Raw genomic sequence first — 14,954 nt, 5'->3', positions numbered from 1 at the left:
GTTCGGAGGATATCAATGAACATTCGTGATCTGGAGTATTTGGTTTCGCTTGCGGAGCATCGTCACTTCCGCCGTGCCGCTGATGCCTGTCATGTCAGCCAACCCACGCTAAGCGGGCAAATTCGTAAGCTGGAAGATGAACTGGGCGTCATGCTGCTGGAGCGAACCAGCCGTAAGGTATTGTTTACCCAGGCGGGATTGTTGCTGGTGGATCAGGCCCGCACCGTACTGCGTGAAGTTAAGGTGTTGAAGGAGATGGCCAGCCAGCAGGGCGAAACCATGTCCGGTCCGCTGCACATTGGCCTTATCCCCACCACGGGTCCGTATCTATTGCCGCAAATCATCCCGATGCTGCATCAGACCTTCCCGAAGCTGGAGATGTATCTGCACGAAGCGCAGACGCAACAGCTGCTGGCGCAGCTCGACAGCGGTAAGCTCGATTGCGCCATTCTGGCGTTGGTGAAAGAGAGCGAAGCCTTTATTGAGGTGCCGCTGTTTGACGAGCCAATGAAACTGGCGATCTACGAGGATCATCCGTGGCACGACCGCGATCGTGTGCCGATGTCGGATCTGGCCGGTGAAAAGCTGCTGATGCTGGAAGATGGTCACTGCCTGCGCGATCAGGCGATGGGTTTCTGCTTTGAAGCGGGTGCGGATGAAGACACCCATTTCCGGGCGACCAGCCTGGAAACGCTGCGTAATATGGTGGCCGCAGGAAGCGGGATCACGTTGTTACCGGCGCTGGCGGTTCCCCATGAGCGCGTGCGCGATGGCGTCTGTTATCTGCCTTGTTACAAACCGGTGCCGCAGCGCACCATTGCACTGGTGTATCGTCCTGGGTCGCCTCTGCGCAGCCGCTATGAGCAGCTGGCAGAAGCAATCAAAACCCATATGCTTACGCTTCTCGACTCCACGTTAAAACAGGCGGTTTAACCCGTTAAGCGCGGCGACGCGATAGGCTTCAGCCATGGTGGGATAGTTAAAGGTGGTATTCACGAAGTATTCAATCGTGTTACCGCCATTTTTCTGTTCCATGATGGCCTGGCCGATGTGGATGATCTCCGCCGCACGCTCACCAAAGCAGTGAATACCCAGAATCTCTTTGGTTTCGCGGTGGAACAGGATCTTCAGGCTGCCCACATGCATACCGACAATCTGCGCACGCGCCAGGTGTTTAAACTGGGCACGTCCCACTTCATACGGCACCTTCATTGCGGTTAACTGCTGTTCCGTTTTGCCGACGGAGCTGATTTCCGGAATGGTATAAATCCCGGTGGGGATATCCTCAATCAGATGCGCGGTGGCTTCGCCTTTGATAATCGCCTGCGCGGCAATACGACCCTGGTCGTAAGCGGCTGAGGCAAGGCTCGGATAACCAATCACGTCACCAACCGCATAGATATGCGGCTGCGCCGTCTGGTACATGCTGTTGACCTTCAGCAGGCCGCGACCATCCGCTTCCAGCCCAACATTTTCCAGCGACAGCGAATCGGTATTACCGGTACGGCCGTTGGCATACAGCAGACAATCCGCTTTCACCTTCTTGCCGGACTTGAGGTGGATGATGACGCCATCGTCAACGCCTTCAATCTTCTCAAACTCTTCGTTGTGACGAATCACCACGCCGCTGTTCCAGAAGTGATAAGACAGCGAATCTGACATCTCCTGGTCGAGGAACGCCAGCAGACGATCGCGGGTGTTGATCAGGTCAACCTTGACGTTCAGCCCGCGGAAAATCGAGGCGTACTCACAGCCAATCACCCCGGCACCGTAAATAATGACGTGGCCTGGTTCATGGTGCAGGTTGAGAATTGAGTCGGAGTCATAAATGCGGGGATGGGTAAAGTCGACATCAGCCGGGTGATAAGGGCGCGAACCACAGGCAATCACGAATTTTTCTGCGGTTAAACGCTCACGGGTGCCGTCCGGCTGTTCCACTTCGATGGTGTTAGCATCAACAAAATGGGCATCGCCCTGATAAAGCTCACAACGATTTCGCTCGTAAAAGCCCTGCCGCATCGCGGTTTGCTGGCTGATAACGTTTTCAGTGTGGTTAAGGATATCTGCAAAGGAGGAACGCAGAAGTCGGGTGTGATCACTATAAAGGGGATTCTGATTGAACTCGATAATACGGCTGACAGCATGACGCAACGCTTTGGAGGGGATGGTGCCCCAGTGAGTACAACCGCCGCCGATGTTATGGTAGCGTTCGATCACCGCGATGCGCGCTCCCTGCTTCACCAGGCCCATGGCCGCACCTTCACCGCCCGGACCGGAGCCAATCACAATGGCATCGTAATCGTAAGACTTTTGCATACCAGTACGTCCTATGTTTCTATACATTTTTACAACGAGATTCTAACATCCCGCCGCGCACTTCTGAATTCTAACAGCGATTTTTGCCCGATTTTGACAAACCGTGAGGTTAACAGGCGGTCACAAACTTTGCGGCCTGTACGCTGAAAAGTTTGTTATAGTGCCTGCCTGATTACTCACAAGGCAGAGAGAATGGGCGTCAGAGCGCAACAAAAAGAACGTACAAGACGTTCTCTGATTGAAGCCGCCTTCAGTCAGTTAAGTGCAGAACGGAGTTTCGCCAGCCTGAGTTTGCGTGAAGTCGCGCGTGAAGCTGGCATTGCGCCCACCTCGTTTTACCGTCATTTCCGGGATGTGGACGAACTGGGGCTGACGATGGTTGACGAAAGCGGCCTGATGCTGCGTCAGCTGATGCGTCAGGCACGCCAGCGTATTGCCAAGGGTGGCAGCATCATTAAGACCTCGGTCTCCACTTTTATGGAATTCATCGGGAACAATCCCAACGCTTTTCGTCTCTTACTACGCGAGCGCTCCGGAACGTCAGCTGCGTTTCGTGCCGCCGTTGCGCGTGAGATTCAGCACTTTATTGCTGAACTGGCGGATTACCTTGAGCTGGAAAATCATATGCCGCGCAGTTTTACCGAAGCGCAGGCGGAAGCGATGGTGACCATTGTGTTCAGCGCCGGTGCGGAAGCGCTGGATGTGGATATCGAGCAGCGTCGCAGGCTGGAAGAACGGCTGGTGCTGCAACTGCGGATGATCGCCAAAGGTGCGTATTACTGGTATCGCCGGGAGCAGGAACGTCTGGCGGTAACACTGGAAAAACCCGAAGAGTAATGTGATAAGGATAATGAAATGATTGAGCAAAACCCCCGCGATAAAGGAACGCTGTTACTGGCTTTTATCACCGGTTTAGCCATCAACGGCTCCTTTTCGGTGCTGTTCAGTGCGTTTGTGCCATTTTCGATTTTTCCGCTGATTGCCCTTGGCCTCGCGGCCTGGTGCCTGCATCAGCGGTATCTCAACCGTAATATGCCGGATGGTATGCCATCGCTGGCGGCCGCGTTTTTCCTGCTGGGCATTCTGGTTTACAGCGCGCTGGTGCGTGCCGAATACCCGGATATCGGCTCCAACTTCATTCCGACTATCCTGATGGTGGGTCTGGTGTTCTGGATTGCGACGCGCTTTAAGCGGCCGAAGAACAAGAACTAAAAAAACGGGAACCTCAGGGTTCCCGTTTTTATTCAGCCTTTGCGCGTCAGCAACACGCCGCACTCCATATGATGGGTATAGGGGAATTGATCGAACAGCGCGAGGCGAGCCACCTCGTGAGTGTCCCCCAGGGTGGCGAGGTTGTCGCACAGGGTCTGCGGATTGCACGAGATATAAAGGATGCGCGGATAGGCCTGCACCATCTTCACGGTATCAGCATCCAGCCCGCTGCGCGGCGGATCGACAAAAATGGTTTCGCATTGATAGCTCTGCAAATCGATGCCTTCTAAGCGGTTAAAACTGCGCACACCGTTCATCGCCTGAGTGAACTCTTCCGCCGCCATGCGGATAATCTGCACGTTATCGATTTGGTTGGCTGCAATGTTGTACTGCGCAGCCGCCACCGAAGGTTTGGCGATTTCGGTCGCCAGCACGCGGCGGAAATTGCGCGCCAACGCCAGTGAAAAGTTACCGTTACCGCAGTACAACTCCAGCAGATCGCCGCGTGCGTTTTGCGTCACGTCGAGCGCCCACTCCAGCATCTGGATATTCATCGCTGCATTGGGCTGGGTGAAACTGTTTTCCACCTGACGGTAAATCAACTCGCGGCCCGCCACCGGCAGACGCTCATCAATATAATCACGGTCGAGGCAGATCTTGGTTTTTGTAGCGCGGCCAATCAGCTGCACATCCAGACCTTCGGCACGCAGCGCATCGCGCAGGGCCGTGGCAGCCTGCTGCCACTCCTCCTCCAGCTTACGGTGATAGAGCAGGGAGATAACGATCTGGTTGCTCATGGTCGACAGGTAATCGATCTGGAACAACTTATGGCGCAATGCGCGATTATCGCGGATCGCGGCGATCATTTTTGGCATTAACTGATTGATCAGTTCACTGGCGGCGGGAAATTGATCGACGCGGATGCGCTGTTTGGTCTGCTGATCAAAGATGATGTGGTACAGATCGTCACCATCGTGCCAGATGCGGAATTCGGCGCGCATCCGGTAGTGACTAACCGGTGAACGAAACACCTCCACCTCAGGCGCAGCAAAGGGCGTCATCATCGTCTGTAAACGGCTGACTTTTTCCGCCAGTTGCGCGTCGTATTGTTCAATCGGGAGCTGTTCGGGTGTCATCTTTAATCCTGGTAATAAGCCTGCTTGCCGGGCGATTGTAGGCATTCACCTGCTGATGTCCAGCCCTGTAGAAAAGAAGATGGCTGGAAGTCTGGATTTCTGGCCTTCTTATCCGTAGACTGCGGCGGCCGGCCTCCTTGAGTTAAAAGGGAATCCAGTGTGAATCTGGAGCTGACGCGCAGCGGTAAGGAATGTCGTGGTGAGTGCTGATGCAGACACTGTCCTGTGGGATGGGAAGTCTTCACCATTAATGATTCTCAGCCCGAAGACCTGCCGGTGTGACGTCGCAATTCGTACGGCCATCGCGTGCTATCGGTCGTATGCCTGCGGCATCCTGCTTCGTCTTTTGGATGCTATAACAATGAAAAAAACACATGCCTCGCTGTTTGCTTTCAGTGCAACGGCGATGTCTCTCTGGGCGCAATTTGGTTACGCTCAGCAGAATGATGATACGCAAATTGTCACCGCCAACCGCTTTGCTCAACCGGTTTCTTCCGTGCTGGCTCCCACCACTGTCGTTACCCGTGAAGAGATCGATCGCTGGCAGGCGAAAAGCCTAACGGATGTGATGCGTCGCCTGCCGGGTGTGGATATCGCGCAAAATGGTGGTCTCGGTCAACAGAGTTCGATGTTTATCCGTGGCACTAACTCTAACCATGTGCTGATTCTGATTGACGGTGTTCGTCTCAATCAGGCGGGCATCTCTGGTTCTTCCGATCTCAGCCAGATTCCGCTCTCGCTGGTGCAGCGCATTGAATATATTCGTGGTGCACGTTCGGCGGTATATGGGTCTGATGCCATCGGTGGCGTGGTGAACATCATTACCGGTCGTGATAAAACTGGCACCACGCTGACGGCGGGCGTCGGATCGAAAGGTTATCAAAGCTACGATGGTTCGACGCAACAGCAACTGGGCGATGCCACTAAGCTGACGCTGGCCGGTAACTATACCTACACCAAAGGCTACGATGTGGTGGCGAACCTGCCCGACATCTATGGCGACCCGGCGCAGAAAGATCGCGACGGCTTTATGAGTAAAACCTTGTACGGCTCGCTGGAGCATCAATTCAGCGATCAGTTCAGCGGCTTCGTGCGTGGTTATGGTTTTGACAACCGTACTGCCTACGACGGCTATCCCACCTACGTTGAACCTAATACCTTTGTCGATACGCGTCAGCTGTATAGTCAGACGTGGGATACCGGGCTGCGTTTTAATCAGGGCATCTATTCTTCGCAGCTGATTGCCAGTTACAGCCACACCAAGGATTACAACTACAGCCCGCAGCTCGGCAAATATGATGCAACTGCTTCGCTGGATGATGTCCAGCAATACAACCTGCAATGGGGGAATACGGTACAGGTTGGACATGGCGCGGTGAGCGGCGGTGTTGACTGGCAGAAGCAAACCTCCGAGCCTGGTACCAATTCAACGGTGCAAGGTCAGGAGCAACGTAATACCGGCATCTACGCCACCGCGCAGCAACAGTTTGGCAGCGTAACGCTGGAAGGTGCGGTACGTGGCGATGACAACAATGCGTTTGGCTGGCACAACACCTGGCAGAGCAGCGCGGCCTGGGAATTTGTCGATGGTTATCGTGTTTTTGCCTCTTACGCCACTGCGTATAAAGCCCCTAACCTGGCTCAACTCTATAGCCAGACTTACGGCAACCCGAATCTGAAACCGGAAGAGAGCAAGCAGTGGGAAAGCGGCTTTGAAGGTTTAACCGGACCGGTGAACTGGCGTGTGTCGGGCTATCGTAATGACATCGATAATCTGATCGATAGCGACCCTAACACCTATGTTTACTACAACATCGATAAAGCACGTATTAAAGGCGTGGAAGCTACCGCTTCTTTCGATACTGGTCCGCTTAGCCATACGGTTTCCTATGACTATGTTGACGCACGTGATGCCGAAACCAATCAGCAGCTGCTACGCCGAGCGAAACAGCAGGTGAAATACCAGCTTGACTGGACGGTATATGATTTTGACTGGTCTATAACCTATCACTACCTCGGTGAGCGTTACGACAACGATTACAATCACTCCTATACCGCGCAGCGCATTAAATTGGGTGGTGTAAGTTTATGGGATCTGGCGGTATCGTATCCAGTCACCTCACAGCTCACGGTTCGTGGTAGAATTGCCAACCTGTTCGATAAAGACTACGAGACAGTGTATGGCTATCCAACTCCAGGAACGGAGTACTACCTCAGCGCCAGCTACAGCTTCTAATCTGCGTCCCACCGTGCTGGTGTTTGACTCCGGCGTCGGTGGGCTCTCGGTCTACGAGGAGATACGGCAATTGCTGCCGGATCTCCACTATCTTTACGCCTTCGATAATGAAGGTTTCCCCTACGGCGAAAAAACCGAAACCTATATTGTCGAGCGAGTGGTCTCGGTGGTTGCGGCCATCACGCAGCGTTTTCCGCTGGCGCTGGTGGTGATTGCCTGTAACTCGGCCAGTACCGTTTCTTTACCGGCATTGCGTGCACAGTTTAATTTCCCGGTGGTGGGGGTTGTGCCCGCAATCAAACCCGCCGCGCGCTTAACGCGTAATGGTGTGGTGGGATTGCTGGCGACGCGTGGCACGGTGAAGCGTCCTTATACCCACGAGCTGGTGGCGCAGTTCGCCCGCGAATGCACCATCAAAATGCTGGGGTCGTCCGAACTGGTAGAACTGGCAGAGGCGAAGCTGCATGGCGAAGAAGTGCTGCTGGATGATGTGCGCCGCGTGGTTCAGCCCTGGCTGCGGATGAAGGAGCCGCCGGATACGGTGGTGCTGGGTTGTACTCACTTTCCTTTACTGCGTGACGAGCTGCAATTGGTTCTGCCGGAAGGAACGCGGCTGGTGGATTCCGGTGCGGCAATTGCGCGTCGAACTGTCTGGCTGCTGGAACATGCCTCACCTGTTGCACTTTCTGCGGCTGCCAATATGGCGTTCTGCACCCGAATGGATGAAGAAGCGCTGCAATTATCACCCGTTCTGCAGCGTTATGGCTTCCCTTTGCTGGAAAAACTAGCGCCTTAGGGGCTTTCCGTCGAAAAAAGCAGCACTCAGAAATTAAATTGCATTTAGCGCTTGTCAGCCCCAAAGAACTCCCTATAATGCGCCTCCACTGACACGGAACAACGGTTTACAAAACGCTGTGTTGGCAAGGTGGCCTTAAGTGGCAACCTTCAGAAAAGCAAAAATAAATGCTTGACTGAAAACGCGGAAAGCGTAACATACGCAACCCGCGCCACACTAGAAATGTGGCACTGCTCTTTAACAATTTATCAGACAATCTGTGTGGGCACTCGCAGGATTGATATCAAAAGTCTACGGACTTAAAAAATATCAAGTCTCAAGAGTGAACACGTAATTCATTACGAAGTTTAATTCTTTGAGCATCAAACTTAAATTGAAGAGTTTGATCATGGCTCAGATTGAACGCTGGCGGCAGGCCTAACACATGCAAGTCGAACGGTAGCACAGAGGAGCTTGCTCCTTGGGTGACGAGTGGCGGACGGGTGAGTAATGTCTGGGGATCTGCCCGATGGAGGGGGATAACTACTGGAAACGGTAGCTAATACCGCATAACGTCGCAAGACCAAAGTGGGGGACCTTCGGGCCTCACACCATCGGATGAACCCAGATGGGATTAGCTAGTAGGTGGGGTAACGGCTCACCTAGGCGACGATCCCTAGCTGGTCTGAGAGGATGACCAGCCACACTGGAACTGAGACACGGTCCAGACTCCTACGGGAGGCAGCAGTGGGGAATATTGCACAATGGGCGCAAGCCTGATGCAGCCATGCCGCGTGTATGAAGAAGGCCTTCGGGTTGTAAAGTACTTTCAGCGGGGAGGAAGGTGTGACGGTTAATAACCGTCGCAATTGACGTTACCCGCAGAAGAAGCACCGGCTAACTCCGTGCCAGCAGCCGCGGTAATACGGAGGGTGCAAGCGTTAATCGGAATTACTGGGCGTAAAGCGCACGCAGGCGGTCTGTCAAGTCGGATGTGAAATCCCCGGGCTTAACCTGGGAACTGCATTCGAAACTGGCAGGCTAGAGTCTTGTAGAGGGGGGTAGAATTCCAGGTGTAGCGGTGAAATGCGTAGAGATCTGGAGGAATACCGGTGGCGAAGGCGGCCCCCTGGACAAAGACTGACGCTCAGGTGCGAAAGCGTGGGGAGCAAACAGGATTAGATACCCTGGTAGTCCACGCCGTAAACGATGTCGACTTGGAGGTTGTTCCCTTGAGGAGTGGCTTCCGGAGCTAACGCGTTAAGTCGACCGCCTGGGGAGTACGGCCGCAAGGTTAAAACTCAAATGAATTGACGGGGGCCCGCACAAGCGGTGGAGCATGTGGTTTAATTCGATGCAACGCGAAGAACCTTACCTGGCCTTGACATCCACGGAATTCGGCAGAGATGCCTTAGTGCCTTCGGGAACCGTGAGACAGGTGCTGCATGGCTGTCGTCAGCTCGTGTTGTGAAATGTTGGGTTAAGTCCCGCAACGAGCGCAACCCTTATCCTTTGTTGCCAGCGATTCGGTCGGGAACTCAAAGGAGACTGCCGGTGATAAACCGGAGGAAGGTGGGGATGACGTCAAGTCATCATGGCCCTTACGGCCAGGGCTACACACGTGCTACAATGGCGCATACAAAGAGAAGCGACCTCGCGAGAGCAAGCGGACCTCATAAAGTGCGTCGTAGTCCGGATCGGAGTCTGCAACTCGACTCCGTGAAGTCGGAATCGCTAGTAATCGTAGATCAGAATGCTACGGTGAATACGTTCCCGGGCCTTGTACACACCGCCCGTCACACCATGGGAGTGGGTTGCAAAAGAAGTAGGTAGCTTAACCTTCGGGAGGGCGCTTACCACTTTGTGATTCATGACTGGGGTGAAGTCGTAACAAGGTAACCGTAGGGGAACCTGCGGTTGGATCACCTCCTTACCTGAAGATACCTTCCTCCGAAGTGCTCACACAGATTGTCTGATAGAAAAGTAACGAGCAGAAGAACCTCTGCAGGCTTGTAGCTCAGGTGGTTAGAGCGCACCCCTGATAAGGGTGAGGTCGGTGGTTCAAGTCCACTCAGGCCTACCAAATTTCTCCTCACGCTGCGTTATGCGCGGTCGTTTACCGATGTAAACGTCCTGTCCGCATGTGCTGTATGAGAAGAGATTGCATTCTTTATTTGTCTGAAGAATAGCAACTCGGTTGAGTGGTAGCAGTGGTCTCTGCAGTAACTGTATGGGGCTATAGCTCAGCTGGGAGAGCGCCTGCCTTGCACGCAGGAGGTCAGCGGTTCGATCCCGCTTAGCTCCACCATTACAGTTCTTCAATACTTCAGAGCGTACCGGAAACGGTGTGCTGCGAAGTATTTGCTCTTTAACAATCCGGAACAAGCTGAAAATTTGAAACGACGCGCAGTCGTATTCCTCCGTAATAAGGAATACAGCACGGCGCGTTCGAGTCTCTCAAATGCTTGCAGTCTGCACGCGTTGCAAAACGCCTGTGGGTTGTGAGGTTAAGCGACTAAGCGTACACGGTGGATGCCCTGGCAGTCAGAGGCGATGAAGGACGTGCTAATCTGCGTAAAGCGCCGGTAAGGTGATATGAACCGCTATAGCCGGCGATGTCCGAATGGGGAAACCCGGTGCACTCAGTGCATCATCGTTAACTGAATACATAGGTTAACGAGGCGAACCGGGGGAACTGAAACATCTAAGTACCCCGAGGAAAAGAAATCAACCGAGATTCCCCCAGTAGCGGCGAGCGAACGGGGAACAGCCCAGAACCTGAATCAGTTTGTGCATTAGTGGAAGCGTCTGGAAAGTCGCAGGGTACAGGGTGATACTCCCGTACACAAAAATGCACTTACTGTGAGTTCGATGAGTAGGGCGGGACACGTGGTATCCTGTCTGAATATGGGGGGACCATCCTCCAAGGCTAAATACTCCTGACTGACCGATAGTGAACCAGTACCGTGAGGGAAAGGCGAAAAGAACCCCGGCGAGGGGAGTGAAACAGAACCTGAAACCGTGTACGTACAAGCAGTGGGAGCCTACTTGTTAGGTGACTGCGTACCTTTTGTATAATGGGTCAGCGACTTATATTCTGTAGCAAGGTTAACCGTATAGGGGAGCCGCAGGGAAACCGAGTCTTAATTGGGCGTTAAGTTGCAGGGTATAGACCCGAAACCCGGTGATCTAGCCATGGGCAGGTTGAAGGTTGGGTAACACTAACTGGAGGACCGAACCGACTAATGTTGAAAAATTAGCGGATGACTTGTGGCTGGGGGTGAAAGGCCAATCAAACCGGGAGATAGCTGGTTCTCCCCGAAAGCTATTTAGGTAGCGCCTCGTGAACTCATCTCCGGGGGTAGAGCACTGTTTCGGCTAGGGGGCCATCCCGGCTTACCAACCCGATGCAAACTGCGAATACCGGAGAATGTTATCACGGGAGACACACGGCGGGTGCTAACGTCCGTCGTGAAGAGGGAAACAACCCAGACCGCCAGCTAAGGTCCCAAAGTCATGGTTAAGTGGGAAACGATGTGGGAAGGCACAGACAGCCAGGATGTTGGCTTAGAAGCAGCCATCATTTAAAGAAAGCGTAATAGCTCACTGGTCGAGTCGGCCTGCGCGGAAGATGTAACGGGGCTAAACCATGCACCGAAGCTGCGGCAGCGACACTATGTGTTGTTGGGTAGGGGAGCGTTCTGTAAGCCGTCGAAGGTGGACTGTGAGGTCTGCTGGAGGTATCAGAAGTGCGAATGCTGACATAAGTAACGATAAAGCGGGTGAAAAGCCCGCTCGCCGGAAGACCAAGGGTTCCTGTCCAACGTTAATCGGGGCAGGGTGAGTCGACCCCTAAGGCGAGGCTGAAAAGCGTAGTCGATGGGAAGCAGGTTAATATTCCTGCACTTGGTGTTACTGCGAAGGGGGGACGGAGAAGGCTAGGTTATCCGGGCGACGGTTGTCCCGGTTTAAGCGTGTAGGCGTGTGCTCCAGGCAAATCCGGTGCACTTTAACGCTGAGGCGTGATGACGAGCCACTACGGTGGTGAAGTAACTGATGCCCTGCTTCCAGGAAAAGCCTCTAAGCTCCAGGTAACACGAAATCGTACCCCAAACCGACACAGGTGGTCAGGTAGAGAATACCAAGGCGCTTGAGAGAACTCGGGTGAAGGAACTAGGCAAAATGGTGCCGTAACTTCGGGAGAAGGCACGCTGGCGCGTAGGTGAAGGGACTTGCTCCCGGAGCTGAAGCCAGTCGAAGATACCAGCTGGCTGCAACTGTTTATTAAAAACACAGCACTGTGCAAACACGAAAGTGGACGTATACGGTGTGACGCCTGCCCGGTGCCGGAAGGTTAATTGATGGGGTTATCCGTAAGGAGAAGCTCTTGATCGAAGCCCCGGTAAACGGCGGCCGTAACTATAACGGTCCTAAGGTAGCGAAATTCCTTGTCGGGTAAGTTCCGACCTGCACGAATGGCGTAATGATGGCCAGGCTGTCTCCACCCGAGACTCAGTGAAATTGAAATCGCTGTGAAGATGCAGTGTACCCGCGGCAAGACGGAAAGACCCCGTGAACCTTTACTATAGCTTGACACTGAACATTGAGCCTTGATGTGTAGGATAGGTGGGAGGCTTTGAAGCGTGGACGCCAGTCTGCGTGGAGCCAACCTTGAAATACCACCCTTTAATGTTTGATGTTCTAACGTAGGCCCGTGATCCGGGCTGCGGACAGTGTCTGGTGGGTAGTTTGACTGGGGCGGTCTCCTCCCAAAGCGTAACGGAGGAGCACGAAGGTTGGCTAATCCTGGTCGGACATCAGGAGGTTAGTGCAATGGCATAAGCCAGCTTGACTGCGAGAGTGACGGCTCGAGCAGGTGCGAAAGCAGGTCATAGTGATCCGGTGGTTCTGAATGGAAGGGCCATCGCTCAACGGATAAAAGGTACTCCGGGGATAACAGGCTGATACCGCCCAAGAGTTCATATCGACGGCGGTGTTTGGCACCTCGATGTCGGCTCATCACATCCTGGGGCTGAAGTAGGTCCCAAGGGTACGGCTGTTCGCCGTTTAAAGTGGTACGCGAGCTGGGTTTAGAACGTCGTGAGACAGTTCGGTCCCTATCTGCCGTGGGCGCTGGAGAATTGAGGGGGGTTGCTCCTAGTACGAGAGGACCGGAGTGAACGCACCACTGGTGTTCGGGTTGTCATGCCAATGGCATTGCCCGGTAGCTAAGTGCGGAAGAGATAAGTGCTGAAAGCATCTAAGCACGAAACTTGCCCCGAGATGAGTTCTCCCTGACTCCTTGAGAGTCCTGAAGGGACGTTGAAGACGACGACGTTGATAGGCCGGATGTGTAAGTGCAGCGATGCATTGAGCTAACCGGTACTAATGACCCGTGAGGCTTAACCTTACAACGCCAGAGGCGTTTTGGTTGAGAGACCAGAGAATTTTCAGCTTAGTTCAAACGGATTGGTTCGCATGGCCTGAGAGGGCGGTGCGGATAACAGAATTTGCCTGGCGGCTGTAGCGCGGTGGTCCCACCTGACCCCATGCCGAACTCAGAAGTGAAACGCCGTAGCGCCGATGGTAGTGTGGGGTCTCCCCATGCGAGAGTAGGGAACTGCCAGGCATCAAATTAGGTATTTACCTGAAAAGGTAACACCGGTTATCAGCGAGACCCCGCTGGTAATGCAGTATTCGGTGGTGCGGTAGTTCAGTCGGTTAGAATACCGGCCTGTCACGCCGGGGGTCGCGGGTTCGAGTCCCGTCCGCACCGCCACCCTCATTTAGGGGCGTAGTTCAATTGGTAGAGCACCGGTCTCCAAAACCGGGTGTTGGGGGTTCGAGTCCCTCCGCCCCTGCCAGAAAATAATCCTTTGCTTCGGCAAAGGATTTTTTTTGTCTAAAATTTAGTGATAAAAAGAGTTGAGCTTCACCAATATCCACTCAAACCCTTCCCTTCCTGCTTTTTATTACATCAATGCGTTAATACCGGATATTTAAGCAACTGGCGAATATGGGCCTGTTGATCGCTATTCTGCAGCCATACGGCATATAACGGCCTTACGGCCACAGGCGTATCAGGAATAACCATCAAATCACTGTAAATACTGTGCCAGAAATCGGGCAAAAACGCGCAAGCGCCAGTGGTATGTAGCAATTCGCGGGTAACATGCGCCGATGTTGTGGTTAATACCGGAACGTCATCACTGGACAGATAACTTTCATGCTGATGAAAATCTGCTCCCCATTCCAGTTTGATGTAATCATATTTTTCACGTTTCTCAGTTTTCCTCGCCCGAAATAATGCGAGTGAAATATGACCAATTTGCTGGCTGGTCAATTCATCCATCTTCGGTGCTTCAGTCGTAAGCAAAAGATCAAGCTGACGTTCATGTAACTGCTTCACCAGTAAATGCCGTTGCGCTATGCGCGCCTCAAGGTGCAGGCTCTCTCTGTTCTCATAAAGCGTTTGCAACCAGGGGGTTAGATAGGCTTCCCAGAGTGATGCACTGGCCCCTATAGAAAGCTCATGATGCTGTTGTGTGTGCGAAACTTCCTTCTTAGCCATCAGCCATGTACTCATCAGGCTTTCTGCATAGGGCAATAAGCGCTCACCTGCTGAGGTCAGCCGGATGTTATTACGATGACGGGTAAAAAGGTTAACGCCCAGCTGATTTTCCAGTTGGCGAATGCGAAAACTAACGGCAGATTGCGTGAGGTAAAGCGCTTCAGCAGCTCGCCCAAAATGGCGTGTTCTGCTCACTTCGAGGAAAGTTTTCAGTAATTCCGTATCCACAGCATTCTCCCAAAAAATGTTTGTCGTACTGATTTAAATGTTTTGTTTTACACTCTGTCAAGCCTATCTAATACTCCGCGCCATAAATAGCACGGCCATATGAGAATCAGGAGCGTGTAAAATGGCGGATAGCTTCGCAACAACGAATCGTTTCTTTGATAACAAACATTACCCTCGTGGTTTTTCGCGTCATGGTGACTTCACCATTAAAGAAGCGATGCTTCTTGAGCGCCACGGTTATGCCTTTAATGAACTGGACCTGGCGAAACGTGAGCCGGTGACGGAAGAAGAACGTTTATTTATTGAAGTATGTCGTGGTATTCGTGAGCCGCAAACGGAAGCTGAACGTGTATGGTCGAAATACACCGCACGTATCAAGCGTCCTAAGCGTTTTCACACGCTTTCAGGCGGTAAGCCGCAGATGGATAGCGTCGAAGAGTACAGCGATAGCGATGATTAAGATAACGGGGCAGGTGCCCC

General features: G+C 53.1%; 9 protein-coding genes, 4 tRNA genes, 3 rRNA genes and 1 riboswitch. Of the genes, 13 read left to right on the top strand and 3 right to left on the bottom strand.

The features are described 5' to 3' along the window. Positions 1–15 precede the first annotated feature (15 nt). Complete coding sequence (gene oxyR, locus AC6I8V_RS19525) at positions 16–933, top strand: DNA-binding transcriptional regulator OxyR (protein ID WP_497843814.1); 918 nt, start codon at positions 16–18, stop codon at positions 931–933. On the opposite strand, the gene sthA is transcribed toward oxyR, so the two are convergent. Beyond that, positions 916–2,316: a Si-specific NAD(P)(+) transhydrogenase gene (sthA, locus tag AC6I8V_RS19520; protein WP_497843813.1), complete on the bottom strand. Its 1,401-nt coding sequence runs from the start codon at positions 2,314–2,316 to the stop codon at positions 916–918. The genes oxyR and sthA overlap by 18 nt on opposite strands. Positions 2,317–2,508: 192 nt before the next feature. On the opposite strand from sthA, the gene fabR reads away from it, so the two are divergent. Further along, complete coding sequence (fabR, locus tag AC6I8V_RS19515; RefSeq protein ID WP_497843812.1) at positions 2,509–3,153, top strand: HTH-type transcriptional repressor FabR; 645 nt, start codon at positions 2,509–2,511, stop codon at positions 3,151–3,153. 18 nt (positions 3,154–3,171) lie between these two features. After that, positions 3,172–3,528 (top strand): YijD family membrane protein, encoded by a 357-nt coding sequence (locus AC6I8V_RS19510; RefSeq protein WP_497843811.1) that lies wholly within the window; start codon positions 3,172–3,174, stop codon positions 3,526–3,528. Between the two features lie 32 nt (positions 3,529–3,560). On the opposite strand, the gene trmA is transcribed toward AC6I8V_RS19510, so the two are convergent. After that, a complete protein-coding gene (gene trmA / locus AC6I8V_RS19505; protein WP_497843810.1) occupies positions 3,561–4,664 on the bottom strand; it encodes a tRNA (uridine(54)-C5)-methyltransferase TrmA in 1,104 nt (367 codons plus the stop codon). 112 nt (positions 4,665–4,776) lie between these two features. Next, positions 4,777–4,957, top strand: a riboswitch (cobalamin riboswitch). Positions 4,958–5,025: 68 nt separating this feature from the next. Between trmA and btuB the strand changes: the two genes are divergently transcribed. From btuB to AC6I8V_RS19460, 9 genes are all read left to right on the top strand, one after another. Beyond that, positions 5,026–6,900: a TonB-dependent vitamin B12 receptor BtuB gene (btuB, locus tag AC6I8V_RS19500; protein WP_497843809.1), complete on the top strand. Its 1,875-nt coding sequence runs from the start codon at positions 5,026–5,028 to the stop codon at positions 6,898–6,900. Continuing rightward, a complete protein-coding gene (gene murI / locus AC6I8V_RS19495) occupies positions 6,845–7,696 on the top strand; it encodes a glutamate racemase (RefSeq protein WP_497843808.1) in 852 nt (283 codons plus the stop codon). The genes btuB and murI overlap by 56 nt, the downstream gene beginning before the upstream one ends. A 370-nt stretch (positions 7,697–8,066) precedes the next feature. After that, positions 8,067–9,608, top strand: a 16S ribosomal RNA gene (locus AC6I8V_RS19490). 73 nt (positions 9,609–9,681) lie between these two features. Continuing rightward, a tRNA-Ile gene (locus tag AC6I8V_RS19485) sits at positions 9,682–9,758 on the top strand. Between the two features lie 149 nt (positions 9,759–9,907). Then, positions 9,908–9,983 (top strand) — tRNA-Ala (locus AC6I8V_RS19480). Positions 9,984–10,180: 197 nt separating this feature from the next. Further along, a 23S ribosomal RNA gene (locus tag AC6I8V_RS19475) occupies positions 10,181–13,085 on the top strand. Positions 13,086–13,188: 103 nt separating this feature from the next. Further along, positions 13,189–13,304, top strand: a 5S ribosomal RNA gene (rrf, locus tag AC6I8V_RS19470). The 16S, 23S and 5S rRNA genes sit together here with 4 tRNA genes alongside, the layout of an rRNA operon. Positions 13,305–13,377: 73 nt before the next feature. Beyond that, a tRNA-Asp gene (locus AC6I8V_RS19465) sits at positions 13,378–13,454 on the top strand. A 9-nt stretch (positions 13,455–13,463) separates the two neighbouring features. Continuing rightward, a tRNA-Trp gene (locus AC6I8V_RS19460) sits at positions 13,464–13,539 on the top strand. 113 nt (positions 13,540–13,652) lie between these two features. On the opposite strand, the gene hdfR is transcribed toward AC6I8V_RS19460, so the two are convergent. Continuing rightward, complete coding sequence (hdfR, locus tag AC6I8V_RS19455; RefSeq protein WP_497843807.1) at positions 13,653–14,474, bottom strand: HTH-type transcriptional regulator HdfR; 822 nt, start codon at positions 14,472–14,474, stop codon at positions 13,653–13,655. A gap of 121 nt (positions 14,475–14,595) precedes the next feature. Between hdfR and AC6I8V_RS19450 the strand changes: the two genes are divergently transcribed. Further along, positions 14,596–14,934 carry a MaoP family protein gene (locus AC6I8V_RS19450; protein WP_497843806.1) on the top strand — a complete coding sequence of 113 codons (339 nt, stop codon included), beginning with the start codon at positions 14,596–14,598 and terminating at the stop codon, positions 14,932–14,934. Positions 14,935–14,954: the final 20 nt, after the last annotated feature.

The sequence above is a fragment of the Pantoea sp. X-Soil-TKNS-1207 genome (assembly GCF_059730485.1).
The sequence above is the reverse complement of the archived record's forward strand: the minus strand, read 5'-3'. Positions and strand labels throughout refer to the sequence as shown.

Excerpts from the sequence above, each read along its gene's own strand:
- AC6I8V_RS19450 (WP_497843806.1), top strand. The coding sequence starts at position 14,596 with ATGGCGGATAGCTTCGCAACAACGAATCGTTTCTTTGATAACAAACAT.
- oxyR (WP_497843814.1), top strand. The coding sequence starts at position 16 with ATGAACATTCGTGATCTGGAGTATTTGGTTTCGCTTGCGGAGCATCGT.
- murI (WP_497843808.1), top strand. The coding sequence starts at position 6,845 with ATGGCTATCCAACTCCAGGAACGGAGTACTACCTCAGCGCCAGCTACA.
- sthA (WP_497843813.1), bottom strand. The coding sequence starts at position 2,316 with ATGCAAAAGTCTTACGATTACGATGCCATTGTGATTGGCTCCGGTCCG.
- btuB (WP_497843809.1), top strand. The coding sequence starts at position 5,026 with ATGAAAAAAACACATGCCTCGCTGTTTGCTTTCAGTGCAACGGCGATG.
- trmA (WP_497843810.1), bottom strand. The coding sequence starts at position 4,664 with ATGACACCCGAACAGCTCCCGATTGAACAATACGACGCGCAACTGGCG.
- fabR (WP_497843812.1), top strand. The coding sequence starts at position 2,509 with ATGGGCGTCAGAGCGCAACAAAAAGAACGTACAAGACGTTCTCTGATT.
- AC6I8V_RS19510 (WP_497843811.1), top strand. The coding sequence starts at position 3,172 with ATGATTGAGCAAAACCCCCGCGATAAAGGAACGCTGTTACTGGCTTTT.